The organism is Streptomyces sp. NPDC029139 (assembly GCF_055564335.1).
Genome location: NZ_JBVHWN010000008.1, coordinates 254,018 through 276,862, shown reverse-complemented (window position 1 = coordinate 276,862; position 22,845 = coordinate 254,018). Strand labels below are relative to the sequence as shown.

General features: G+C 71.0%; 22 protein-coding genes and 1 tRNA gene. 13 read left to right on the top strand and 10 right to left on the bottom strand.

Features of this window, described 5'->3' with window-relative positions:
* Positions 1-27 precede the first annotated feature (27 nt).
* From ACZ4VW_RS20495 to ACZ4VW_RS20485, 3 genes are read left to right on the top strand one after another with little or no spacing between them, the layout of a single operon-like run.
* A complete protein-coding gene (locus ACZ4VW_RS20495; protein WP_467964281.1) occupies positions 28-327 on the top strand; it encodes a hypothetical protein in 300 nt (99 codons plus the stop codon).
* Positions 320-1,495, top strand: coding sequence for a hypothetical protein (locus tag ACZ4VW_RS20490; protein ID WP_467964279.1), 1,176 nt, complete (start codon positions 320-322; stop codon positions 1,493-1,495). The genes ACZ4VW_RS20495 and ACZ4VW_RS20490 overlap by 8 nt, the downstream gene beginning before the upstream one ends.
* Before the next feature lie 11 nt (positions 1,496-1,506).
* Positions 1,507-2,196 (top strand): hypothetical protein, encoded by a 690-nt coding sequence (locus tag ACZ4VW_RS20485; protein WP_467964277.1) that lies wholly within the window; start codon positions 1,507-1,509, stop codon positions 2,194-2,196.
* Positions 2,197-2,812: 616 nt separating this feature from the next.
* On the opposite strand, the gene ACZ4VW_RS20480 is transcribed toward ACZ4VW_RS20485, so the two are convergent.
* Positions 2,813-3,085, bottom strand: coding sequence for a WhiB family transcriptional regulator (locus ACZ4VW_RS20480; RefSeq protein ID WP_467964275.1), 273 nt, complete (start codon positions 3,083-3,085; stop codon positions 2,813-2,815).
* A gap of 161 nt (positions 3,086-3,246) precedes the next feature.
* Between ACZ4VW_RS20480 and ACZ4VW_RS20475 the strand changes: the two genes are divergently transcribed.
* Entirely contained in the window at positions 3,247-3,894 is a 648-nt protein-coding gene (locus ACZ4VW_RS20475; protein WP_467964273.1) for a TetR/AcrR family transcriptional regulator, read from the top strand.
* A gap of 167 nt (positions 3,895-4,061) precedes the next feature.
* Here ACZ4VW_RS20475 and ACZ4VW_RS20470 read toward each other — a convergent pair whose 3' ends face one another.
* Both ACZ4VW_RS20470 and ligD read right to left on the bottom strand, forming a co-directional pair.
* A complete protein-coding gene (locus tag ACZ4VW_RS20470) occupies positions 4,062-4,964 on the bottom strand; it encodes an alpha/beta hydrolase (protein WP_467964271.1) in 903 nt (300 codons plus the stop codon).
* A 106-nt stretch (positions 4,965-5,070) separates the two neighbouring features.
* On the bottom strand, positions 5,071-6,093 hold the full coding sequence (gene ligD, locus ACZ4VW_RS20465) for a non-homologous end-joining DNA ligase (protein WP_467964269.1): 1,023 nt from the start codon (positions 6,091-6,093) through the stop codon (positions 5,071-5,073).
* Between the two features lie 52 nt (positions 6,094-6,145).
* Here ligD and ACZ4VW_RS20460 point away from each other — a divergent pair, with 52 nt between their 5' ends.
* On the top strand, positions 6,146-7,216 hold the full coding sequence (locus ACZ4VW_RS20460; RefSeq protein WP_467964267.1) for an ATP-dependent DNA ligase: 1,071 nt from the start codon (positions 6,146-6,148) through the stop codon (positions 7,214-7,216).
* Positions 7,217-7,317: 101 nt separating this feature from the next.
* Here the strand turns inward: ACZ4VW_RS20460 and ACZ4VW_RS20455 are convergent, their stop codons facing one another.
* Positions 7,318-9,231 carry an AMP-dependent synthetase/ligase gene (locus ACZ4VW_RS20455; protein WP_467964266.1) on the bottom strand — a complete coding sequence of 638 codons (1,914 nt, stop codon included), beginning with the start codon at positions 9,229-9,231 and terminating at the stop codon, positions 7,318-7,320.
* 638 nt (positions 9,232-9,869) lie between these two features.
* On the opposite strand from ACZ4VW_RS20455, the gene ACZ4VW_RS20450 reads away from it, so the two are divergent.
* Both ACZ4VW_RS20450 and ACZ4VW_RS20445 read left to right on the top strand, forming a co-directional pair.
* The gene (locus ACZ4VW_RS20450; protein WP_467964350.1) at positions 9,870-10,067 is read left to right on the top strand and encodes a hypothetical protein; all 198 of its coding nucleotides are present in this window, start codon (positions 9,870-9,872) and stop codon (positions 10,065-10,067) included.
* 163 nt (positions 10,068-10,230) lie between these two features.
* Positions 10,231-12,318, top strand: a complete 2,088-nt coding sequence (locus ACZ4VW_RS20445; protein ID WP_467964264.1) for an MDR family MFS transporter — start codon at positions 10,231-10,233, stop codon at positions 12,316-12,318.
* 128 nt (positions 12,319-12,446) lie between these two features.
* Here the strand turns inward: ACZ4VW_RS20445 and ACZ4VW_RS20440 are convergent, their stop codons facing one another.
* A complete protein-coding gene (locus tag ACZ4VW_RS20440; RefSeq protein ID WP_467964262.1) occupies positions 12,447-12,905 on the bottom strand; it encodes a YchJ family protein in 459 nt (152 codons plus the stop codon).
* A gap of 148 nt (positions 12,906-13,053) precedes the next feature.
* Here ACZ4VW_RS20440 and ACZ4VW_RS20435 point away from each other — a divergent pair, with 148 nt between their 5' ends.
* Positions 13,054-14,847 carry a hydroxysqualene dehydroxylase gene (locus tag ACZ4VW_RS20435; protein WP_467964260.1) on the top strand — a complete coding sequence of 598 codons (1,794 nt, stop codon included), beginning with the start codon at positions 13,054-13,056 and terminating at the stop codon, positions 14,845-14,847.
* Positions 14,848-14,877: 30 nt separating this feature from the next.
* Here the strand turns inward: ACZ4VW_RS20435 and ACZ4VW_RS20430 are convergent, their stop codons facing one another.
* Positions 14,878-15,264 (bottom strand): VOC family protein, encoded by a 387-nt coding sequence (locus ACZ4VW_RS20430; protein WP_467964258.1) that lies wholly within the window; start codon positions 15,262-15,264, stop codon positions 14,878-14,880.
* A gap of 17 nt (positions 15,265-15,281) precedes the next feature.
* Here ACZ4VW_RS20430 and ACZ4VW_RS20425 point away from each other — a divergent pair, with 17 nt between their 5' ends.
* Together ACZ4VW_RS20425 and ACZ4VW_RS20420 are read left to right on the top strand one after the other, a co-directional pair.
* Positions 15,282-16,625 carry a 6-phospho-beta-glucosidase gene (locus ACZ4VW_RS20425; RefSeq protein ID WP_467964256.1) on the top strand — a complete coding sequence of 448 codons (1,344 nt, stop codon included), beginning with the start codon at positions 15,282-15,284 and terminating at the stop codon, positions 16,623-16,625.
* A gap of 58 nt (positions 16,626-16,683) precedes the next feature.
* Entirely contained in the window at positions 16,684-18,597 is a 1,914-nt protein-coding gene (locus tag ACZ4VW_RS20420; protein WP_467964254.1) for a M64 family metallopeptidase, read from the top strand.
* A 57-nt stretch (positions 18,598-18,654) separates the two neighbouring features.
* Here the strand turns inward: ACZ4VW_RS20420 and ACZ4VW_RS20415 are convergent, their stop codons facing one another.
* From ACZ4VW_RS20415 to ACZ4VW_RS20405, 3 genes are all read right to left on the bottom strand, one after another.
* On the bottom strand, positions 18,655-19,461 hold the full coding sequence (locus ACZ4VW_RS20415; RefSeq protein ID WP_467964252.1) for an SAM-dependent methyltransferase: 807 nt from the start codon (positions 19,459-19,461) through the stop codon (positions 18,655-18,657).
* 77 nt (positions 19,462-19,538) lie between these two features.
* Positions 19,539-19,775, bottom strand: coding sequence for a DUF397 domain-containing protein (locus ACZ4VW_RS20410; RefSeq protein ID WP_137992288.1), 237 nt, complete (start codon positions 19,773-19,775; stop codon positions 19,539-19,541).
* Positions 19,776-20,639: a helix-turn-helix domain-containing protein gene (locus ACZ4VW_RS20405; protein ID WP_467964250.1), complete on the bottom strand. Its 864-nt coding sequence runs from the start codon at positions 20,637-20,639 to the stop codon at positions 19,776-19,778. It abuts the gene before it with no gap.
* 256 nt (positions 20,640-20,895) lie between these two features.
* Here ACZ4VW_RS20405 and ACZ4VW_RS20400 point away from each other — a divergent pair, with 256 nt between their 5' ends.
* Genes ACZ4VW_RS20400 through ACZ4VW_RS20390 form a run of 3 tightly spaced genes read left to right on the top strand, consistent with a single transcriptional unit; the run spans position 20,896 to position 22,494 of the window.
* A complete protein-coding gene (locus tag ACZ4VW_RS20400) occupies positions 20,896-21,357 on the top strand; it encodes an ATP-binding protein (RefSeq protein ID WP_467964248.1) in 462 nt (153 codons plus the stop codon).
* A gap of 5 nt (positions 21,358-21,362) precedes the next feature.
* Entirely contained in the window at positions 21,363-21,809 is a 447-nt protein-coding gene (locus tag ACZ4VW_RS20395) for a hypothetical protein (protein WP_467964247.1), read from the top strand.
* On the top strand, positions 21,778-22,494 hold the full coding sequence (locus ACZ4VW_RS20390; RefSeq protein WP_467964245.1) for a class I SAM-dependent methyltransferase: 717 nt from the start codon (positions 21,778-21,780) through the stop codon (positions 22,492-22,494). The genes ACZ4VW_RS20395 and ACZ4VW_RS20390 overlap by 32 nt, the downstream gene beginning before the upstream one ends.
* Before the next feature lie 92 nt (positions 22,495-22,586).
* Here ACZ4VW_RS20390 and ACZ4VW_RS20385 read toward each other — a convergent pair.
* Positions 22,587-22,674: transfer RNA gene (locus tag ACZ4VW_RS20385), tRNA-Leu, on the bottom strand.
* Positions 22,675-22,845: the final 171 nt, after the last annotated feature.

Below are 22,845 nucleotides of genomic sequence, written 5' to 3'. Positions count from 1 at the left end.
GGCGATGATCTGCCAGGGTGATCGCCCATGGATCCCGATCTTCAGGTGGACACCGATCAGTTGGGCCGATTCTCGCGCGCCCTGGGCCAGTCGCTGACGTCGCTGGGTGCGGCGAGACGGGCGCTGGAACATGTGCGGGCCGACCAGTTGGGAACGCGGGAGCTGGACGAGGCATGTGACGGCTTTCAGCAGCGCTGGAAGTACGGGGCGGAACAACTGGGCTTACGGATCAAGGCGGTGCACGAGGGAGTGAGCGCGAGCCACGAGGGTTACGCGCAGCTGAACCGCTCGATCGAATCGGCGTTCCGGGCGGTGGAGCGTGGCTGAGCCGATGTTCCCGCATCTGGGATGGAACCCGGCGCCGGGGAGCCCGCCGGAGATCGCGGCGCTGAAGACGAAGCTGACGACGTCGGCGACCTCACTGGGCACGGCGTGGCGCCTGGTGGAGGAGCTCCTGTCGAACAGCACGACCTGGCGGGGCGAGGCGGCCGGGGCCTTCCGGGAGGCCCTCTCCGACGACCTCCCCCGCCACCTCAAGAACGCCCACACCTCCCTGACGAAGGCGGCCACCCGCCTGGGCTCGTGGCACGACAGCCTGGTGGGCTACCAGGAGACGGCCCGCCGCTACGAGTCCCAGGCGGCCCTGGACACGAAGACGCTGCACCGGGCGGAGGCGACGTGGCGCGCGGCGCCGGAGTCCGAACTGAAGGCGGCGGAGGAGTCGTTGACACGGGCGCGGGAGGCGCTGGAGCACGTCCGCCGGAAGGCGCGTGAACTGGAGGAGACGCACCGGGTGGAGGCGGGGAAGGTGGCGAAGTCGCTGAACGAGGCGACGGAGCGGCTGGCGCCGAAGGAACCGGGGTGGCTGGACAAGACGTTGAAGTGGATCGACGACAATCTCGGCGACATCCTCAGCACGCTGTCCGCACTCGCCGGACTGATCGCGATCTTCGCCACGGGTGGGCTGATCATCCCCCTGCTCTTCCTCGCTGCCGGGCTCAGCCTCGCGGCCATGGCCGTCCATGCCTCGGATCCGAAGATCCGGTCCGCTCTCAAGGCCGGCTTCACCGAGGGTCGTCTCGACGGCAAGTTCGCTTCTGCCGTGGTCACACTCGCGGGTGACGCGGTCGGAGCTCTACCCGGCATCGGCGCCGTGGCCAAGGGTGCTCGAGCCGCATCGTTGGCCACCGGGTTCAGAAGCCAGGCCGGCACGTTCGCCCGCGGTACCCACGGAGCCATGCGGGAGATCAACGAAGCACCCAAGCCCATCGTGACGCGCGTGACGACCTGGACGAGCGAGGCGGCCGCCAAGCCCACCGAGGCCGGCATCGCGGCTGCCGGAGTCACCGCCTCCGGGTCGGGCCTGGTCGCCCCCGAGGACAGCGATGCGGCGCGCTGGGGCGCTGCCGCGACCGACACCGCACGCATCGGTGCATCCGATATCCCGAACGCCGTCAAGGTGGCCCGGACATGGGCCCGCGCGGCATCGCATTGAGGAGCCACGACATGAGCTACCCCCACGCTGCCCAGCAGCATGCGGCCGGCTGCTGGTTCGTTCAGCCGCCGGGCTTCTTCGCCATCGACGCGCACGACGTCGGCGCGGTCCGAGAGCGGATGAACGCCGTGCTGCATGCCCTTCTCCCGCCCGCAGACCGGACCGACGAAACCGTGCGGACGACCCAGGGGTTCTTTGATCTGCTCGACGATCTGGCGACGCACGACGTCGTCCATCTGGCCATTGGGCTGCACCCCGACGAACGCGAGGGCATGAACACGTCGGTGCTCGTCGTGTCCGACATCGATACCGGGGCGCCCAGTCCCGCTGCCGCCGGAGCCCTCTGCTCCCTGGCCATGGTGAGCGGCGCGTTCGGCACTCCGCGCGACCGGGCGATCGTGCAGCTGCAGTGCGGTAGACCGGCCGCTTTCGCCACCGCTCTGTTGCCGGCGCCGCCGTCGCATCTGCTGGGAGGCCGTCCTCTCGGTCCGCTCGGTGTCTTCCAGGCCCGTCTGGTCATCGCGAGAGACCGGGGCTCCCGTGCTCTTCTCTTCGAGCTGACGACGACGTCACTCGCGTCCGCGGACGACTACGTGGACGTCCTGCTCGGCATCGGCCAGACGGTGCGCTTCAAGGATCCCAACCCACCCGAGGACGAAATGCCCACGCGGCCCAGCCGTCTCCTCGAGGTACTGCTGTGACCGCGCCACCGCCCCTGCTCAAGTCGGCGCTCGGACATCCTCCGACGGTGGTGGGCTTGCGACGCGTCTTCAGGCGCCGACTCGCCTGGTTGACGGGTTCGGTCGGTCTACCGATTGCGTTCACGTGCTTGTGGTTCGCGTCAGGGGCGCCCGAGCGGTTCGTCGGCGTGCTCATCGTCCATGTGCTCGTGTCGCCCTTGCTGATCTGGCTCAACTGCATCGGACTGGCTTCACTGCGCCGGGCCAGACGGGTACTGGAGATGTATCCCTGGCAGGCATACCCCTGCAGCTACGGACCCGCGGAGCGGAATCAGGCCCACTTGATCACCCTGGAGGTGAGTGAAGGAGCCACGTCGACGCTGTGCCCGGTGCCCTTCAGGCAGGATCTTCAGAACAAGCGGAATCGACATCCGCACACGCTCTGGTTCGCGGGTGACCCCCTGGGGGGCGGCGTCGCCTCGCCCGTAGGCGGCCACAGCCCGGTACGCGTGGTCCGGCAGCTTCCACCCGGCGACTCCGGGAGCGAAGATCCATCCGCACCTCCGCTCGCCGAGCGCGCCGGCCTCGCCCGCGACGGCCGGTACAGGCGACTGTTGTTCCGTCGGCTTTCCGCCGTTCACCCCCGCTGACGCTTCAACCGCCCCCGCTCCTTCTCCGAAAGCCCGCCCCACACCCCGAACCGCTCGTCATGTTCCAGCGCGTACTCCAGGCACTGCACCCGCCCCTCGCACGCCCCGCACAGCTGCTTCGCCTCGCGGGTGGACGATCCGGGGGCCGGGAAGAAGAAATCGGGGCCCGCCTGGGCGCACAGGGCGTTCTCCTGCCACGACATGTCGGGGGCGGAGGCTGGGGCCGGGGCGGTCAGGACTGCGGTGGTGTCGGTCTGCATGGCCGACACGTTGCCCCGTGGTCGTAAACAGGCCATCAACGTTCGATCAATGCGGCGCGCCGGGCGCCGCGCCGTCTCCTCTCACGGCGTGCGCTCGGCCATCGAACCGCACCGAGCCGAACCGATCGGGCCGATGTCCGCACGACCGTGCGTTCAGTAGCATGGTGGCCATGAAGACGGACGGGCGCGTCGAGCGCGGCAACCAGACCCGGCGCCTGGTCCTCGGGCGGACCATGGACATCGCGTCGGTCGAGGGCCTCGAGGGACTTTCCCTCGGGCGGATCGCGACCGAGCTGAATCTCAGCAAGAGCGGGGTCTTCGCGCTCTTCGGCTCCAAGGAGGAGCTGCAGCTCGCCACCATCCGCGCGGCCGCCGCCGTCTTCTCCCACCGGGTGGTCGACCCGCTCGCCGAGCTGCCGCCGGGCCCCGGCCGGGTCTGGGCGCTGTGCCGGAACTGGCTCGCGTACTCCTCGGAGCGGGTCTTCGCCGGCGGCTGTTTCTTCTACGCGGTCTCGGCGGAGTTCGACGCCCGCAGCGGTCCGGTCCACGACGCGATCGCCCGGGCGCGCCGCGACTGGGTCGCGTACGTGGAACGGACCCTGGACGAGGCCCGTGGCGCGGGCGGTCTGATCGCGGACGTCGACGTACCGCAGCTGGCCTTCGAGATCATCGCCCTGTTGGAGACGGCCAACGCGCAGTCCGTCCTGCACGGGGACACGACGGCCTACGCGTTCGCGAGCCGGGGGATCAGGCGCCGCCTGCGGGCGGAGGCGACGGACGAGGCGCGCGCAGAGGTCGACGCCGACTGAGCCGACGCCGCGCGCCATCCGGCACCCGGCATCCCGGCCATGCCCGCCGACGCCGCGCGCCCTCCAGCACCCCGGCCGTGCCTGCCGGCGCCGCGCGCTCTCCGGCATCCCAGCCATGCCCGCCGGCGCCGCGCGCTCTCCGGCATCCGGCCGTGCCCGTCGGCCCCTCAACTCCTCAGCGCCGCCGCCTGCTTCGCCACGGACGCGGGCGCCGGCTCCGTCACGAAGCGGAGCGTCTCCGCCACCACCTCAGGCGCTCCGAGGATGCGGCGGTGACCGAGGCCCTGGGTGACGACCAGGCGGGCGCGGGGGGCGTGGGCCTCGGCTGTCGCGTGGGCGTGGGCGAGCGCGACCATGTCGTCGGTCTCGTCGTGGAACAGCAGGACGGGGGCGTCCAGGTCGGTCGGAGCGTACGTCGCGCTCAAACGCTGCCAGATGTCCGGCTCGTCGTGGAAGAGCGTCCGCTCGACATGGCGGCGCATGTGCCGGACGGTCCGCTCGCTCAGCCCCCAGCCGGTCCTGAACTCCTCGACGAGCAGGTCGAACCGGCCCACGCCGCCGATCCCCACGAACCGTTCCGTCCGCACCCCGTCGCGCAGCGCGAACAGCGCGGCGAGCATGCCGAAGGAGTGCGCCACCACGGCTTCGAAGTCCCCGTGCAGGGCGTGGAGTTCGCGGATGATGTGGCGGTACTCGCGGATGTGGGTGGCCCGCCCCTCCGAGTCGCCGTGGCCGGGCGCGTCGAAGGCGACCGGGCTGTAGCCCCGTTCGCGCAGCGCCTCGACGAACGCCGCGAGGCGCGAGGCGCGTGAGGACCAGCCGTGCACCAGGAGGACGGGGCGCGCGCCGTCGCCCCACGTGTACGTGACGACGCTCTTGCCGTTGACGCGGAGCCGGCCCGTCCGGGCCTCGGCGAAGACGGGCTCCTCCTCGGGTCTCAGCCTCGACCGGCCCAACGGCCGGACAAAGAGAGCGAAGGCGGCGCGCCCGGCAGGGCCCGGGGCGATGAGCGAGGCGGCGTTCAAGGCCGTGTTCAGGGCGGTGCGCACGAAGGAAGTCATGGGAGTCATGCCGGGTCTCCTCGTCGGCCGGAGCGATGAGAAAATGTTAGCACGATCGTTCGTGTTGTTTAGTGGGCGAAAGACTGCCACCGCCCGACCCAGGCGGTGGCCCGCGTCAGCCCTCGGTCTTCTTCGCCCGGCTCGGCTGCACCCGCTTCGGCTCCCCCGGCATCTTCGGGTACTCCGGCGGGTACGGCAGGTCACCGAGCCCGTGGTCCGCCTCGTCGCGGCGGGCCAGCTCCAGCAGCGCTTCCAGACTGAACCGCTCCGCGTCCATGTCGGCATGGACGTCCCCCAGCTCGGCGTACCGCGACGGCATCGTCCGGATGTCGAAGTCCCTCGGCGTCGCGTCGTCGATCTCGTCCCAGCGCAGCGGGGCGGAGACCGGAGCGTGCGGGCGGGGCCGTACGGAGTAGGCCGAGGCGATCGTGCGGTCGCGGGCCGTCTGGTTGTAGTCGACGAAGATCTTCTCGCCGCGCTCCTCCTTCCACCACCGGGTCGTCACCCGCTCCGGCATCCGTCGCTCCAGTTCGCGCCCGCAGGCGATGGCCGCGCGGCGGACCTGGGTGAAGGTCCAGAGCGGCTGGATCGGCACGAACACGTGTACGCCACGGCCGCCCGAGGTCTTGGGCCAGCCGCGCAGCCCGTGCTCGTCGAGCACGGCGCGCAGTTCGTGGGCGGCACGGACGGCGTCGGCGTAGTCCGTGCCCGGCTGCGGGTCGAGGTCGAGGCGCAGTTCGTCGGGATGGTCGGTGTCCTCGCGCCGCACCGGCCACGGATGGAAGGTGACCGCGCCGAGGTTGGCGGCCCACAGGACGGCCGCGGGCTCGGTCGGGCACATCTCGTCGGCGGACCGGCCGCTGGGGAAGGTGATGTGCGCGGTGGGAATCCACTCCGGGAGGTACTTGGGGGCGCGCTTCTGGAAGAAGGACTCGCCGGTCACCCCGTCGGGGTAGCGCTCCAGGGTCGTGGGACGGTCGCGCAGTGCGCGGGTGATGCCGTCCCCGACCGCCAGGTAGTAGGTGACCATGTCGAGCTTGGTGTAGCCGGGTTCGGGGAAGTACACCTTCTCCGGATTGGACACGCGCACGGTCCGCTCGCCGACTTCCAGTTCCACCGCTGCCGCCTTGCTCGCCATGCGTGCCAGCGTAGAGCTCGCCGACATTCCCCGCATACCGGACAATCGATCCATGGATCTGCCCGTGATGCCGCCGGTGAAGCCGATGCTGGCCAAGGCCGTGAAGAAGATTCCGCCGGGCATGCAGTACGAGGCGAAATGGGACGGCTTCCGCGCCATCGTGCACCGCGACGGCCCTGACCTCGTCATCGGCAGCCGTACGGGCAAACCCCTCACCCGCTACTTCCCCGAACTGGTGGAGGCCCTGCTCCCCCGGCTCCCGCAGCGCTGCGTGGTCGACGGCGAGATCGTGATCGAGCACGGCGGACGGCTGGACTTCGACCGGCTCACCGAGCGCATCCACCCCGCCGACTCGCGGGTGCGGATGCTGGCCGAGAAGACCCCGGCCCGGTTCATCGCCTTCGACCTGCTCGCGCTCGGCGACGTGTCCCTCCTCGACACCCCCCTGACCGATCGCCGGGCAGCCCTGGAGGACGTTCTGCACGGCGTGGACGCGCCGGTCCATCTGGCGCCGGCGACGACGGACCCGGCGCTCGCGGCGCACTGGTTCGAGCAGTACGAGGGCGCGGGCCTGGACGGCGTGATCGCCAAGCCCCTGGACCTTCCGTACCGGCCCGACGCCCGGCTGATGTACAAGATCAAGCACGAGCGGACCGCGGACGTGGTGGTGGCGGGCTACCGCTTCCACAAGAGCGGGCCCGTGGTCGGCTCGCTGCTGCTCGGCCTGTACGACGCCGGCGGCACCCTCCAGCACGTCGGCGTCTGTGCCGCCTTCACCACCAAGCGGCGCGAGGAGCTGATCGAGGAGCTGGAGCCGCTGCGGATGGACCCGCCCGACGGGCACCCGTGGGCGGCCTGGGCGCAGGAGGCGGCGCACGAGAGCGCGCGGCTCCCGGGCGCGCCGAGCCGCTGGTCGGGCAAGAAGGACCTGTCATGGGTGGCGCTGCGGCCCGATCGGGTCTGCGAGGTCGGCTACGACCACATGGAGAGGGACCGGTTCCGCCACACGGCCCAGTTCAAGCGCTGGCGCCCCGACCGGACGCCGGAGTCCTGCGGGTACGCGCAGCTGGAGGAGCCCGTCTCGTACGACCTCGCCGAGGTGCTGTCGCCCACCCACCCGTAGATCCGCACGCCCACGCACACAGCTCGTACGCAGAGGCCACGCGTGGAGCTCGTACGCGGAGGCCACGCGTGGTGCTCATACGCAGAGGTCATGCGTGGAGCTCATGCGTAGAGCGCCTCGATGTCGGTCGCCCAGGCCGCCATGACCGCGTGCCGCTTGACCTTGAGGGAGGGGGTGAGCATCCCGTTCTCCTCCGTGAACTCCCCCGGCACGATGCGGAATCTCCTGATCGACTCGGCGCGTGAGACGGCCTGGTTGGCGTAGTCGACGGCCTTCTGGACGTCCGCGACCATCTCCGGGTCCTCGCAGAGCGCGGCGGCCGGGGTGTCGGCTGGCCGTTCGCGGACGGACAGCCAGTGCTCGACCGCCTCGGGTTCGAGGGTGACGAGCGCCGCCACGTAGGGGCGGTTGTCACCGACGACCACGCACTGCGCGACGGGCGGGCGGCTGCGCAGCCGGTCCTCGAGGACGGCCGGGGAGACGTTCTTGCCGCCGGAGGTGATCAGGATGTCCTTCTTCCGGCCGGTGATGACGAGGTAGCCCTCATCGTCCAGGGCTCCCAGGTCACCGGTGGCGAACCAGCCGTCCCGCAGGACCTCCTGAGTGGCCTCGGGGTTGTTCCAGTACGCGGCGAAGACGATGCCGCCCTTCACCAGCACCTCACCGTCGTCGGCGATGCGGACCGCGGTGCCGGGGACGGGCCGGCCGACGGTGCCGGGCCGGGGCCGCAGCGGCGGGGAGACGGTGGCGGCGGCGGTCGTCTCGGTGAGGCCGTACCCCTCGTAGACGAGCACTCCGGCGGCGTAGAAGAAGAGGCTGAGGCGGCGGTCGAGCGGGGAGCCGCCGCTGATGGCGTACCGGAGACTGCCGCCGAGTTCCTTGCGGATACGCCGGTAGACCAGGAGGTCGTACAGGGACCGGGCCGCGGTCAGGCCGGGCCCGGGACGGCGGCCCTCGCCGAGGAGATGGCCGAGTGCCGCCTCGCCGAAGCGTACGGCGACGGAGTCGGCGCGGTCGAAGGACGAGCCGCGGCCCAGCTTCTCGGCGGTGGCGCGGCCGGTGTCGTGGATCTTCTCGAAGAGGTAGGGCACGCCGACCACGAAGGTGGGTCTGAACCGCCTGAGTTCCGGACGCAGTTCGTCGGGCTTGATGGAGGGGCAGTGACCGATCTCGATACGTGCCATGAGGCAGGCGATCTGGAGGGTCCGCCCGAGGATGTGGGCGAGCGGCAGGAAGAGCAGGGTCGAGGCCGTCTGTCCCGTGACCTCCTGGAAAACCGGGTGCAGCAGCTCGACGGTGCCGGCCGCCTCCGCGTGCAGATTGCCGTGGGTGAGGACGCAGCCCTTGGGGCGGCCGGTGGTGCCGGAGGTGTAGCAGAGGGTGGCGACGGTGTCCGGCCCGAGCGCGGAGCGGCGCTCGGTGACCTCCTCGTCGGACACCTCCCGGCCGGTCGCGGCGAGGTCGGACAGCCCGCCGGAGGCGATCTCCCAGCTGCGCACCGGCTCCGGGAGCGTGCCGGCGGCCTCGAGAACGGCGGCGGTGTGCTCGGCGGACTCGGTCAGGGCGTGGCGGGCCCCGGAGTCCTGGAGGATCCAGGCGATCTGTGCGGCCGCGGAGGTGGGGTAGACGGGAACGGTCTGTCCGCCGGCCGCCCAGATGGCGAAGTCCAGCACCGCCCACGCGTAACTGGTGCGCGCCATCAGCACGACCCGTCCGCCGGGCTCGACCCCGCCGGCCATCAGGCCCTTCGCGGCGGCCAGGACGTCACCGGCGAATTCGGCCGCGGTGACGGGTCGCCACCCGCCGTGCTCCTTGCGTCGCATGACGACGGCGCCGGGATCCTCGGTGGCGTTGCGGAAGGGGATGTCCGCGGGGGTTCCGGTCGGCGGCGGCCCGCCCGGGAGAGGGGTACGCGCCTCACGCACGACACCGTTCTCGCGCACGAGCTCGACCGGGAAGCGGTCGAGGAGGTCGCTGCGCCTCTTGGCCTGCTTCAGATCCTTGCGTACGCCCATGGCGGGCTCCTGTTCGCGGCATGCGGGCGGGAAGGTACCGGAACTCTCGACTCGTCGGCTCGCAGGACTCACTCCACTTACCGAAGAGTCAACTTACTGACGCGTAACGAGATTTCAACCGTTCGCGCACGATCTCCCGCGCGCTCGTCCGGTCACCCACGAGCGGCCGGACCGGACTGACTCGGCGGGCGCGGACCGGCCGCGGGCCGGCCGTGGAACGGTGGCGAACCGGCCGCGGACCGTACACAACGGGCTCCGTCGAGGGTGAGATGCTTCACATTCACGCATCAGGAATCCGCCGAGCGGAGAGAGATGTCCGGTTTCCCGTTCGACGGACATCCCATCGATCCGGACCGCCTGTTCCTCGCGAAGATCGCGCCGCGCGCCGCGCACCTGCGACAACGGTCCGCGCCTTCGGCCGGCCCCTGCGGAGCGGAGCCCGCCGCCCGTCCGTACACCCCGCCGAACGGCCTTCCGGCCGTTGCGCCATGGAGACAACCCCGTCGACGAACCCGGAACCCCATCCTGTACGTATGGAGAAGGAGACTCCTCCTCGACACCAGACCCACAAGGACTGACCCGTGATCATCTCGCCCTCGCCCCTCGTCCCCGTCCCGATTCCCGACCGTGTGGCCGCGATGATCGGTTCCTGTCTGCCGCTGCATGTCCTGCAGGCGGAGGTCGACGCCGACAGCGCGGCCCGCGAGGTGCTCCGGTTCCGTGGGCCGCTGTGCGCCGAGGACCACGCGGACCGCGAGCACGCCCTGTCCGCGCTCGCCCGGGCCAACAAGATCCTGGCGAAGCACCACCCGCTGCTTCCGGTACTCCCCCGCTAGCTCCGGCGCCGCGCCGGTATCGGTGCCTTCGCGGCAGCCGTGGCCGCCGTGTCCGCCGGTGTCCTGACCGGCACAGGAAGCCCGTTCGGGGCGCGTTTCGCCGCCGCACCGGTTCGGCCGTCCCCCACATGCGGGCGGCGCCACCCGGTGTGAGGCTGCCAGGGTGACCACCACCAGCGAAGCCGCGCCCGCGCCCCCGGCCGCCGCCGAGCCTCCCGTGCTCGACAGCCGCCGCCGCAACATCGTCTTCGGCACGATCATGCTCGGCGTGCTCCTCGCCGCGCTGGACCAGACGATCGTCGGCACCGCCCTGCCGACGATCGTCTCGGACCTGGGCGGCGCCGCCCACATGTCCTGGGTGGTCACCGCGTACCTGCTGGCCGAGACCGTCGCCACGGTCCTCGTCGGGAAGTTCGGCGATCTCTTCGGGCGCAAGGTGATCTTCCAGATCTCCGCGATCGTCTTCATCACCGGCTCGTTCCTCTGCGGCCTCGCCACCAACATGACCCTGCTGATCGTCTGGCGGGGACTGCAGGGCATCGGCGCCGGCGGTCTGATGGTCACCTCGATGGCGCTGATCGCCGATGTCATCCCGCTTCGCGACCGCGGCAAGTACCAGGGCGCGATCGGCGCGGTCTTCGGCGTCTCCACCGTCATCGGGCCGCTGCTCGGCGGGCTCTTCACCGACCACCTGAGCTGGCGCTGGGCGTTCTACGTCAACGTTCCGATCGCGATCCTGGTCGTGATCGCCGCCGCCCGCTCGATCCCCTCCGTACGCTCCGCGAGCAAGCCGGTCATCGACTACGCGGGCATCGCCCTGGTCGCGGCCGGCTCCAGCGCCCTGATCCTGGCGACCAGTTGGGGCGGCAACGAGTACGCCTGGGGCTCCGGCGTCATCATCGGCCTCTTCGCCGGCGGCCTGATCGCGCTCGCGCTCTTCTGCTGGGTGGAGACCCGGGCCGCCGAACCGATGCTGCCGATGCGGTTGTTCGCCAATCCGGTGTTCACGGTCTGTTCCGTGCTGAGCTTCGTCGTCGGCTTCGCCATGCTCGGTTCGATGACGTTCCTGCCGTCCTACCTGCAGTACGTCGACGGGGACTCGGCCACGATCTCCGGCATCCGTACGCTGCCGATGGTCGTCGGTCTGCTGATCGCCTCGATCTACAGCGGCAATGTGGTGAGCAAGACCGGCACCTACCGGATCTTCCCCATCGTCGGCTGTCTCGTGATGGGGATCGGTCTCTTCCTCCTGTCGCTGATGGGGACGGAGACGAGCACCTGGCTGGAGTCGCTGTACATGTTCGTGCTCGGTGCCGGCATCGGTCTGTGCATGCAGGTGCTCACCATCGCCGTGCAGAACACCGTGGACTACGCCGACCTCGGCACCGCCACCTCGGGCGTCACCTTCTTCCGTACGCTGGGCAGTTCCTTCGGCACCGCCGTCTTCGGCACGATCTACGCCAACTCCCTGCGGCCCAACATCACGGAGGGCGTCGCCGAGGCGGCCGCGCTCCCCGGGGCCCCGGGTCCGGCCGTCCTCGCGAGGGCTGCGCAGAGCCCCTCCGGCCTCCACAGGCTGCCGGACGACGTGGCGGCACCCATCGTCCAGGCGTACGCGGACACCCTGCACACGGTCTTCCTCTGGACGGTGCCGGTCGCCGCCATCGGCTTCGTCGTCGCGCTCTTCCTGAAGGAGGTGCCGCTGCGGGACACGGCCCGGGCCTCGGCGCCCGACATGGGCGAGGGCTTCGGTTCCCCCACCACCTCCGGTGATTCGGCCAAGCTGCTCGAACTGTCCGTGGGCCGGATCATCCGGAAGACCGACCTCGACACCGCGCGCCGGATCGTCGCCGACTCCGACACCCGGCTCGACCCGGCGGGTGCCTGGGCGGTGATGCAGGTGGAGCTCTTCACGCGCATGGTGGGGCACGCCAGCCTCGGTCTGATCGCGGCCGGCCGACGGGTGCCGCCGGAGGTCCTGCTCCCGGTCTTCGACCGTATGGTCGACGAGGGGTTCCTGACCCGCGACGGCAATCTGCTCTCGCACACTCCGGCCGGGAAGCGGGAGGCCGAGATCATCACGCGTGCCTGGGGCGACTGGCTCAGCGGCCGGATCGAGCGGGAGCGCGGACGGCCGAGCGGTCCCGAGCTGCGGGCGGCGACGGACGCGATCGCCAAGAAGCTGATCGCCGAGGATCTGGCGAGCGGACTGCCACGGGGCCGGCGGGAGCCGGCCGGGATGGCGTCCTGATCAGGGCTCGCCGGTTCCCCGGTCGGCCCGTCCCCTCAACCGGTGCCCCGAGCCGGTCCCACCCCTCGGGCGGTCCCCAGCCGGTCCGTTCCCCGCGCTCCGCCGGTCTCCTCGATGACGTCGGTCCCTCAGGCTCCGTCGCTGTCGCCGAGGAAGTCGCCGTCCACGTACACCCACGCACCCTCATGACGCCGGAAGCGGCTGCGCTCGTGGAGCGCGCCCCGCTCCCCCGCGTGGCTGTAGCGGGCGACGAAGGTGACGGTCCCGGTCTGGTGGAAGGCGGTCCCGTCGGTGGTGTCCCTGATCTCCAGGCCCGCCCAGCGCAGTGACGGGTCGAAGTCGACCTCGCCCGGGCGGGTCTGCGGCGCCCAGGTGCGCAGCAGATAGTCGGCGTCGCGCACGACGAAGGCGCAGTAGCGGGAGCGCATGAGGAGTTCGGCGGTGGGCGCGTCGACCGGTCCGGAGTGGAAGCGTCCGCAGCACTCGCCGTAGGGAGCGGTCAGGCCGCAGGGGCAGGGGGACGTCGCGGTCACGGCGGCGGGGCGGGCTGGACGGGCAGGGTTCTTGCGGGCGTTACGTCGGGACATGCGCCCATTGTGTCGTGAGGGGTCCGGGGGCGGGATCGCGCCATGTGCGCGGCATGGCCCGCACGATGCTTCCGGGCGTCGATGGACACCCCTATGCTCCTGCGCCGGACGTGACAGTTACCGCCGGTAAGGCAAAAGGGGCTGGGGCATGAACCGTACGGGCACCTCGCGACGCACCTTCGTGACCACCGCCGCCGCGGTCACCGGCGCGGCAGCCGTCGGAGCCGCTCCAGCCCCGGCGTTCGCGACCGGGACGTCGGCCGGGACCTCGACGGCGGCCGCGCCCTCCGTCGCCGTCCTCGGCGGGGGTGTCGCCGGCCTGACCGCCGCCCACGAGCTCGCCGAACGCGGCTTCCGCGTCACCGTCTACGAGCGCAGGGCCCTCGGCGGCAAGGCCCGCTCGATGGACGTGCCGGGCAGTGCGCGCGGCGGCCGCCGGCCGCTCCCCGCCGAGCACGGCTTCCGCTTCATCCCCGGGATCTACCACAACCTCCCCGACACGATGCGGCGCATCCCCTTCCCCGGGAACGCCAACGGCGTCTGGGACAACCTCGTCGCCCCGGCCGAGATGTCCTTCGCCCGCACCGGCCGCGAGGATCTGCGCATCCCTCTCCCCTGGCCCGGTCACCGGCCGGCCGAGCTCACCCTCGACGAGATCCGTCGCGCGCTGACCGCGCTCCTGGAGACGGCCGGAGCCATTCCGCTCCACGAGGCCGCCTACTTCGTCAACCGCTTCCTCGTCTTCCTCACCAGCTGCGACGAGCGGCGGAACGGGATCTGGGAGGCCACGCCCTGGTGGGAGTTCCTGCGGGCCGAGCGGATGAGCTACGACTACCAGCGCATCCTGGCCGTCGGACTCACCCGCAACATCGTGGCGACCAAGGCCGAGGAGGCCAGTACCCGTACGGTCGCCACCCTCCTGGAGGCCTTCGCCTTCAACGCGCTCGGACGCGGGGCGGACGGGCCCCTCGACCGGATCCTCGACCTGCCGACGAACGAGGCGTGGATCGACCCCTGGGTCACCCACCTCACCGGCCTCGGCGTCGAGTTCCGTGTCGGCTGGACCGTCCGGGAGATGGCGTACGACTCCGCCGCCGGGCGGATCTCCGCGGCACTGATCGAGGACCCCGAGGGCGTCCGCCGCTCGGTGACCGCCGACCACTACGTCTCGGCGATGCCGGTGGAACACGCGCGGCGCACCTGGGGCGCCGCACTGCGGGCGGCCGATCCCCAACTGGCGCGCTGTGACGAACTGGAGACCGACTGGATGACAGGCATCCAGTTCTATCTGACCGAGCGGGCCCCGCTCCTCGCCGGACACGCCAACCTCATCGACTCCCCCTGGTCCCTGACGTGCATCCAGCAGGCGCACCACTGGCCGGCCAGGAACTTCCCCGCCGACTACGGCGACGGATCGGCCGTCGACTGCCTCTCGGTGGACATCTCGGAGTGGGACCGGCCGGGCGTCCTCTACGGCAGGACCGCCAAGCAGTGCACCCCCGCCGAGGTCGCCCGCGAGGTCTGGGCACAGCTCAAGGCCGCCTTCAACGACACCGGCCGTACGGTGCTGAAGGACGGCGCGCTGCACTCCTGGTTCCTGGACCCGGGCGTGGACGGCCTCGGTACCCCGAACCCGACCAACGACGACCAGCTGCTCATCCACCCGGTCGGCACCTTCCACAACCGTCCGCGGGCGGCGACGAAGGTTCCGAACTTCTATCTGGCCGGCGACTACGTGGCCGTCGACATCGACCTCGCCACCATGGAGGGCGCCAACGCCTCCGCCCGGCAGGCCGTCAACGCGCTCCTCGACCGGACCGGATCGACGGCCGCGCGCTGCACGGTCCGGCCGCTGTTCCGCGCACCCGAGCTGGAGTCGCTCAAGCGCCACGACCGCCTGCGCCTCCGGCTCGGCCTGCGCAACGCGCTCGATGTCGGCTGACCCGGTTCCGCTCCGGCCGCCCGGTCCGCGTCAGGGGCGGTAGCGCAACGGATGGTCCTCGGGGACCTCGACGACGGCGATCTCCATCCCGTCGGGGTCCTCGATCCACATCTCGATCAGCCCCCAGGGCTCGGTCACCGGCTCCCGCAGGATCACGACGCCCCGGCCCAGGAGCTCCTCATGGGCCGCGCGCACGTCGGCCACCTGCATCCAGAGCCGCAGCCGGGGCGGCGGCCCGGTCGTGGCGGCGCGCCCGGAGACCTCCAGGAAGCCGCCGCCGAGGAAGTAGACGGTGCCCCGCTCGGGACCGGTGCCGAACTCGCGGTACACCGCCAGCCCGAGCGTGTCTCCGTAGAAGCGCCGGGAGCGCTCGGGATCGGCCGGCCGGAGCAGGATCCGGCTGCTCAATACGTGCATCGCAGTAGCGTACGACCATGAAACTGACGATTCTCGGAGGCGGCGGATTCCGGGTCCCGCTCGTGTACGGCGCGCTGCTCGGTGACCACGCCGAGGGGCGGGTCACCCACGTGACGCTGCACGACCTCGACGGCGCGCGGCTCTCGGCGATCGCGCGGGTCCTCGCCGAGCAGGGGGAGGGGGTGCCGGACGCCCCGTCGGTGACGGCGACCACGGATCTGGACGAGGCGCTTCGGGGAGCGGACTTCGTCTTCTCGGCGATCCGGGTCGGCGGGCTGGAGGGCCGGGCGGCGGACGAGCGGATCGCGCTCGCCGAAGGGGTCCTGGGCCAGGAGACGGTGGGTGCGGGCGGGATCGCGTACGGGCTGCGAACGGTGCCCGTCGCCGTGCACATCGCCCGGCGCGTCGCCGAACTGGCACCGGACGCCTGGGTCATCAACTTCACGAACCCGGCCGGTCTGGTGACGGAGGCCATGTCCCGGGTGCTCGGTGACCGGGTCGTCGGCATCTGCGACTCCCCCGTCGGACTCGGCCGCCGGGTCGCCCGGGTCCTCGGCGCGAGCCCGGACGAGGCGTGGATCGACTACGTCGGTCTCAACCACCTCGGCTGGCTGCGCGGCCTGCGGGTCGCGGGCCGGGACGTGCTTCCTCGACTGCTCGCGGACGAGCGGGCGCTCGGCTCCTTCGAGGAGGGCCGGCTCTTCGGCCCCGAGTGGCTGCGCTCGCTCGGCGCGATCCCGAACGAGTATCTGCACTACTACTACTTCAACCGCGAGGCCGTGGCCGCCTACCAGCGGGCCGAGCGGACCCGCGGCGCTTACCTGCGCGACCAACAGGCCGGGTTCTACGAGGAGATGGGCAAGCCCGACACGCCGCCGCTGGCCACCTGGCACCGGACGCTCGCCGACCGTGAGGCGACCTACATGGCCGCCAACCGGGAGGCCGCCGGGATCGGCGAGCGGGACGAGGAGGACCTGGAGTCGGGCGGGTACGAGAAGGTGGCCCTGGCCCTGATGCGGGCGATCGCGCGCAACGAACGGTCCACCCTGATCCTCAACGTCCGCAATGGCAACACCCTTTCGGTGCTCGACGCGGACGCGGTGATCGAGGTGCCCTGTTTCGTGGACGCGGCCGGCGCCCATCCGGTGTCCGTCGCTCCGCTGCCCTACCACGCGGTGGGCCTCGTGACGGCGGTCAAGGCGGTCGAGCGCGAGGTGCTCGCGGCGGCGGAGAGCGGATCGCGGACGACGGCGGTGAAGGCGTTCGCCCTGCATCCGCTGGTCGACTCGGTGTCCGTGGCGCGCCGGCTGGTCGACGCCTACACGGCCGGGCACGCGGAACTGGCCTATCTGCGACGCTGAAACGACTGTCCGGCGAACATCTTTACGCCACTGGGGGCGCGGCATACGCTCGCGCCCCATGACCTCACCTGGCATACGCCTACGAAGGGCCGTGGTCCGTCTCAGCGCGGGCTGTCTGCTCACCGCCGGACTGGTGGGAGCCGGACCGGCGACCACCGTCTCCAGCGACGTCCCCCACCCCCCGGACGTCACGGACACGGCGACGGTCGTTCCCGTCCAGACCACGGGACCCGCCGGCAAACGCTTCAACCTGGTCCTGATGGGCGACGGTTACACCGCCGAGGAGATGCCGGCGTTCCGGGCCGACGTCGAGAAGCACCTGAACGTGCTGTGGAGCATCGAACCGTTCGCCTCGTACCGCTCGTACATCAACGTCTGGGCGGTGGAGGTCCCTTCGGCGGAGTCCGGGGTGGACTGCGATCCGGGGCTCGACGCGCCCCGGCGCGACACCCCGCTGGACATGGGCTTCTGGGGCGGCTGCAACCCCGGCAGCGTCCAGCGGCTGCTGACGGTCGACAGCGCGAAGGCGGCCGCGCTGGCCGACCTCGTCCCGGGCACGAGCGGCGCCAACCGGCAGATCGTGGCGCTCGCGCACAGCGACACCTACGGCGGCGCGGGCGGCAGTTACGCCACGGCCTCCGGCGGCAACGCGCTCTCCTCGCTGATCACCCCGCACGAGATCGGCCACTCGCTGGGCAAGCTCCAGGACGAATACGACTACTACGCGCGCGGGATCGCCGGCGGGCCGTACTCCGGTCCGGAGCCGTCCTCGGTACACCACACCCTGCTCACCGAGCGGCAGATGCGCGAGCAGCGCGCCAAGTGGTGGCGCTGGCTCGGTGAGAAGAGCGAGGCGGGCGGTGTCATCGGCCGCTTCGAGGGCGGGCTGTACAGCACCCAGGGCGTCTGGCGGCCGAGCAAGCACTCGATCATGAAGACGCTCGGCTACGCCTTCGATCAGGTCGAGCGCGAGGTGATGGTCCAGGCGATCTCGGCGAAGGTGAATCTCGTCCAGGCGCACACGCCCAACGCCACGCCGATCGGGGCCGACCGGACGGTGTGGGTGGACACCCTGCACCCGTCGGGCGGTGAACTCGACGTGGTGTGGCGGCTGGACGGCAGGACGATGAGCACCGGCGGCGCGCGGGCGGTCGATCTGCGGGCCCTGTCCCTCTCCCCCGGGAACCACACGCTGACCGCGACGGTCAGCGACCCGACGCCGTTCGTCCGCGACCCCGCGGTCCGTGGTTCGGCCGCCCTGACCCGTACGGTGAGCTGGACGGTGAACCGCGCGTCGGCCACCCCGGAGGAGGACGTCGAGGCGGCCTTCACCGGCCACACGCCGACGGCGTCGCCCGTCGCCGCGCGCTCGGTGGTCCACGCGGACACCACGCACCCGACGCGCGGCACGCTCGCCGTCCGGTGGCGGCTGGACGGCAGGATGGTCGACAACCCGGGCAACGACCGCGATCTGGACCTGCGTGCGCTGCGCCTCGCACCCGGCACGCACACGCTGACGGCGGACATCCCCGGCACGCGGGCCCAGGTGCGGTGGACGGTCGACGCCCGTCCCGCGACGGCGTCGTACGCGCTGTCCGAGCCCCTGCGCACGGTGAACCGGCCCGGGCGCCCGGTGGAGTACGTCTACGACGGGGAGTTCACGATGAAGCTGACGGCGCGCGACGACCGGCCGGGCTCCGTGGTCAGCCAGTTCCGGGTGGACGGCGACGGCTGGTACACGTACTACGGCTGGCCGACCGACGCCGACGCGCCGTTCCGTTTCTCGCCGGGCGGCACCGTCATCGACGGTCTCGTCCACGGCAAGCTGGGCACGAGCCGAGCGGTCCCCTGGGACGACGCGACGCCGGACTACGGCACACACACGGTCGAGTACCGCACGATCGACGCGGCCGGCAATGTGAGCGCGGCGAAGTCGTTCCTGGTGACGCTGGTCGCACCGCAGGACGACTGACACGCGGAGGCCCGCAGCCGCCGACGGCTGCGGGCCTCCGCGTGCACGGGTGGTGCGTCAGGGCTTGCGGGCGACGCCGGCCCAGCCCGGAATGGGGTCGTCCCCCTGGACCGGAACGGCCTCGCCCAGCTCCGGGTGCCACTCGGCGGTGAGCGAGACGCCGGGCTCGACGAACTCCAGCCCGTCGAAGAACGCGGCCAGTTCGTCGCGCGAGCGCGGCCGCAGCGTCAGCCCGCGCGCCTTGTACATGCCGGCGGCCTTGGCCGCCCCCTCCGGGTCGAAGTCGCCCGTGACGTGCGAGAGGACGAGGTAGCTGCCCGGCGCGAGCTTGTCGACGAGCTTGCCGACCAGGTCGTACGCCCCGTCCTCGTCCCCGACGAAATGCAGCAGGGCAAGCATGGACAAGGCGATGGGCTGGTCGAAATCAAGGACCTTTCCGGCCCTTTCGAGGATGAGCTCCGGGTCGCGGGCGTCCGCCTGGATGTACTCGGTTGCCCCTTCGGGGGTCGAGCGCAGCAGGGCGGCCGCGTGCGCGAGCACGATCGGGTCGTTGTCGCAGTAGACGATCCTGGACTCGGGCGCGGCCTGCTGGGCGATCTGGTGCAGGTTGGGCTCGGTCGGGATGCCGGTGCCGATGTCCAGGTACTGCCGTACGCCGTGGGCGCTGAGCCAGCGGATGGCGCGGTGCATGAAGGCCCGGTTGACCCGGGCCATGTCCCGGCCGCGGGCGTCGACGGTGAGCAGCTGCCTGGCCATCTCCTCGTCGACCGGGTAGTTGTCCTTGCCGCCCAGGAACCAGTCGTACATCCGCGCGGGGTGCGGCTTGCTGGTGTCGATCCGTACGGCTGCGGGGTCCTGGCTCATCGGGGCTCCTGGTCGGCGGAGAGAACTACGGTGATGACAGCAAGAGTTACGCGACGGTAGGGGTGTGACGGAAGGGGTCAGGTGAGCAGAAAGTCGGCCTGACCGGATTTCGCTCCCTGGATGAACGCGGCGATCTCGCCGTGGGTGTAGATGAGCGCTGGTCCTTCGGGGTCTGCGGACTGTCGCACGGCGACTCTGCCGTCGGCCAGCTTCATGGCCTCCACGCAGTTGCCCCCGTTCCCGCCGCTCCACGGCTTGTGCCATCCCTCGGCACCGAGATCCGCGGCGGGCATGCCGTTGTATATGCGATCCATTCACAGCTCCTTGCGGAGATCCTTGAGGATCTCCTTCGTGCGTTGTGCAGTCGCGGCCTGCGCCGCCATGCGGTCCATGACCTCGAGATGGGAGGCCACCTCGGGGCGCGCGTCGAGATAGACGGCGCCGGTCAGGTACTCGCTGTAGACCATGTCCGGGAGTTCGGGCACGGCGAAGCGGAAGAGGACGAACGGTCCGTAGGTGCCGGGGTGGTGGCCGGACGCGAACTCCGCGATCTGCAGGGTGACGTTCGGCCGCTCGGACGCTTCGAGCAGCCGGTCGAGCTGGTCGCGCATCACTTCGGGCCCGTCGCCGACCGGTCGGCGGAAGACCGTCTCGTCCATGATCACCCAGAACTTCGGGGCGTCGTCCCTCGTCAGCAGGGACTGGCGCTCCATCCGCAGGGCTACATGCCGCTCGATCTCCTCGGCGTTGCCGCCGCCGACCGCCCCGCTGCGCAGAATGGCGCGGGCGTATCCCTCGGTCTGCAACAGACCGGGGACGAACTGGGGTTCGTAGGCCCGGATGAGGCTCGCCGCCCCCTCCAGGCTGACGTACATCGAGAACCAGCCGGGCAGCACGTCATGGAACCGCTGCCACCAGCCGGGGAGGTTGGCCTCCTCGGCGAGGGCGACGAACCCCTCCGCCTCGGATTCCGTGATGCCGTACGCCCGCAGCAGGAGCTGGACGTACGGGATCTTCAGCGAGACTTCCGCCGTCTCCATGCGCCGGATGGTGGCCGGAGCGACGCGGAGGACCTTGGCGGCCTCCTCCCGCTTCAGGCCGGCCCGCTCGCGGAGATCCTGCAGACGCTTGCCGAGAACGACCTGTCCCACCGTGGGGGCGGACCGCGGCTCGCTCACTCTCAGACCTCCCCGACGCTCTGTTTCGGTTGAGTGTGCCATGAACAGGGCCAGAGAGAACACAGCACTCTGCAATTTTCAGAGTGCCACTTGCCAAGTGTCCGCGCCGGGAGCAAAGTATTCCGGTGAACCAGTACGCGCTGCTGCCGCGCGCCGCCTCGGGGGGCGATGCACGGCACTGCTTACCCACTGTTGTGAGGAACCGGTCGTGGCTTCTGGTAACGCGCTCCCCTCAGGTTTGACGAGCCCCCGCGTCATGACCCAGCGCCCACGAACCGACGCTCCCCGCACGGACGTCTCCTACCCGGTCCGCCCCGAGGTCCGCCGCTTCGCCTTCGAGCTCCCGGCCCGCACCTCCTCGGTGTCGCGCGCCCGCAGGCTGGCGGAGGAGCGACTCGTCCTCTGGGGCTGCGACCCGGATGTCCGCGACACGGTGACGCTGATCGTCTCCGAGCTGGTCACCAACGCGATCGTGCACACCGCGAGCGGCCATGTCATCTGTGAACTGCGCGAGGGAGAAGACCAGTTGCGCATAGCCGTACGGGACGAGGGCGGCGCGGGCGATCCGCGGATCCGTGACTGCGGCGAGGAGGAACGCGGCCGCGGCCTGCTGCTCGTGGACGGGCTGTGCAGCGCGTGGGGCGCGGACCGTACGGGACACGGAACGGCGCGGGTCGTCTGGGCGGAACTGGCCCACGGCATGGGGCACACGTGCTGAGGTCGATGGCGACACTCCTGACGCCGCGGGCCCGCAAGGCCACGGAGACCGGCTCGACCCGCCTGGTCGTCCCCCCGGGTTTCCGCACCGCCCTGGGCTGCGACGCGGTGGGTGTCCCGGCGCGCTACGGCTTCCGGATCCTCTCCCGGCTCCCTTCCAAGGGCTGTGTCTACGCGGACACCGACTGGTGGTGGTGGCTGGTCCCGACCGGCTCCGACCTGGACGTCACCTGGCCGATGCCGGCCTGCTACGCCCCGGGCGCGGACATCCCGGACCGCCGTCCCCGGCTGATCCACCGCCCCGACGGCACGTCGCCGTACACCCCGCCGATCCCCCTGTACCTGCTGAGCTGCCAGCTGACGGGGACCTCGCCGTCCTGGACGCTCGTTCCTCCGCAGAGTGACGGCGTACTGTCGGAGCATGTTCACCCCTCAGGGCCCGACCGTCCGTGAACTGGCCGTCCAGGCCCTCTCGTCGGTGGAGCACGGTTACGACCTGCTGGCGAGGAAGTTCGACGAGACCCCGTTCCGCACCCCGGACCCCGTCCTGGACGCGGTGACGGACACCTTGCGTCCCCTGGGCCCGTTCGACACGGGCCTCGATCTCTGCTGCGGCACCGGCGCGGGCCTCTCCGTCCTGCGCTCGGTGTGCACGGGCCGGATCACGGGCGTGGACTTCAGCAGGGGCATGCTGACCGAGGCCCGCCGTTCCCACCCCGAAGCCACCCTGATCCGCGCGGACGCCCTGGCCCTGCCCTTCGCCCCGTCCTTCGACCTGGCGGTCAGCTTCGGCGCCTTCGGCCACTTCGTCCCGGCGGAGCAGTCCCGGCTCTTCACCCAGGCCCACGCGGCCCTCCGCCCGGGGGGCCTTCTCGCCTTCCCCCTGCCGGCTCCGCCTCGGGTGGGCTCGCTGCCGTACTGGGCCCTGCTCGGCTTCGACGCGGCGATGCGGGTCCGCAACGCGGTCTGGCGGCCCCGCTTCGTCATGTACTACCGCACCTTCGCGCTGACGGACGTGCGGGAGCGGCTGGCGGGGGCGGGGTTCTCGGTGGAGACGCTGCCGATCGAGGCGCTGGGGCGCCAGGAGGACGGCAGTCCGCGGTGCAGACTGGTCGTGGCGCGGAAACAGGTCGTGTGACCTCGCGTCGCCGCGGGTCGGCACTGTCGGTACTGATCGGGCTGCCGGTAAACGAAAAGTGCTGGTTGAGATCATCTCAACCAGCACTCTCATGGTGTCCGAGGGGGGACTTGAACCCCCACGCCCGATAAAGGGCACTAGCACCTCAAGCTAGCGCGTCTGCCATTCCGCCACCCGGACAGGTGTTGTGTCGTCCTGGGGTGTTCCCCGCGGCGACATGGATAACTCTACCAGGGGTTCGAGGTGCCTTTCACCCACGTTTCCCGTGGTCAGTGGCGTGCGGCGGGCCAGAAGCCCTTGATCCAGTCGGGGCCGCCGACGCGACGTACAGAGTGTCGCCGTGCGGATACG

Coding starts and splice junctions, on each gene's coding strand:
- ACZ4VW_RS20495 (WP_467964281.1), top strand. CDS start 28: ATGGATCCCGATCTTCAGGTGGACACCGATCAGTTGGGCCGATTCTCG.
- ACZ4VW_RS20485 (WP_467964277.1), top strand. CDS start 1,507: ATGAGCTACCCCCACGCTGCCCAGCAGCATGCGGCCGGCTGCTGGTTC.
- ACZ4VW_RS20480 (WP_467964275.1), bottom strand. CDS start 3,085: ATGCAGACCGACACCACCGCAGTCCTGACCGCCCCGGCCCCAGCCTCC.
- ACZ4VW_RS20475 (WP_467964273.1), top strand. CDS start 3,247: ATGGTGGCCATGAAGACGGACGGGCGCGTCGAGCGCGGCAACCAGACC.
- ACZ4VW_RS20470 (WP_467964271.1), bottom strand. CDS start 4,964: ATGACTCCCATGACTTCCTTCGTGCGCACCGCCCTGAACACGGCCTTG.
- ligD (WP_467964269.1), bottom strand. CDS start 6,093: ATGGCGAGCAAGGCGGCAGCGGTGGAACTGGAAGTCGGCGAGCGGACC.
- ACZ4VW_RS20460 (WP_467964267.1), top strand. CDS start 6,146: ATGGATCTGCCCGTGATGCCGCCGGTGAAGCCGATGCTGGCCAAGGCC.
- ACZ4VW_RS20455 (WP_467964266.1), bottom strand. CDS start 9,231: ATGGGCGTACGCAAGGATCTGAAGCAGGCCAAGAGGCGCAGCGACCTC.
- ACZ4VW_RS20450 (WP_467964350.1), top strand. CDS start 9,870: ATGATCGGTTCCTGTCTGCCGCTGCATGTCCTGCAGGCGGAGGTCGAC.
- ACZ4VW_RS20440 (WP_467964262.1), bottom strand. CDS start 12,905: ATGTCCCGACGTAACGCCCGCAAGAACCCTGCCCGTCCAGCCCGCCCC.
- ACZ4VW_RS20435 (WP_467964260.1), top strand. CDS start 13,054: ATGAACCGTACGGGCACCTCGCGACGCACCTTCGTGACCACCGCCGCC.
- ACZ4VW_RS20430 (WP_467964258.1), bottom strand. CDS start 15,264: ATGCACGTATTGAGCAGCCGGATCCTGCTCCGGCCGGCCGATCCCGAG.
- ACZ4VW_RS20425 (WP_467964256.1), top strand. CDS start 15,282: ATGAAACTGACGATTCTCGGAGGCGGCGGATTCCGGGTCCCGCTCGTG.
- ACZ4VW_RS20420 (WP_467964254.1), top strand. CDS start 16,684: ATGACCTCACCTGGCATACGCCTACGAAGGGCCGTGGTCCGTCTCAGC.
- ACZ4VW_RS20415 (WP_467964252.1), bottom strand. CDS start 19,461: ATGAGCCAGGACCCCGCAGCCGTACGGATCGACACCAGCAAGCCGCAC.
- ACZ4VW_RS20410 (WP_137992288.1), bottom strand. CDS start 19,775: ATGGATCGCATATACAACGGCATGCCCGCCGCGGATCTCGGTGCCGAG.
- ACZ4VW_RS20400 (WP_467964248.1), top strand. CDS start 20,896: ATGACCCAGCGCCCACGAACCGACGCTCCCCGCACGGACGTCTCCTAC.
- ACZ4VW_RS20395 (WP_467964247.1), top strand. CDS start 21,363: ATGGCGACACTCCTGACGCCGCGGGCCCGCAAGGCCACGGAGACCGGC.
- ACZ4VW_RS20390 (WP_467964245.1), top strand. CDS start 21,778: ATGTTCACCCCTCAGGGCCCGACCGTCCGTGAACTGGCCGTCCAGGCC.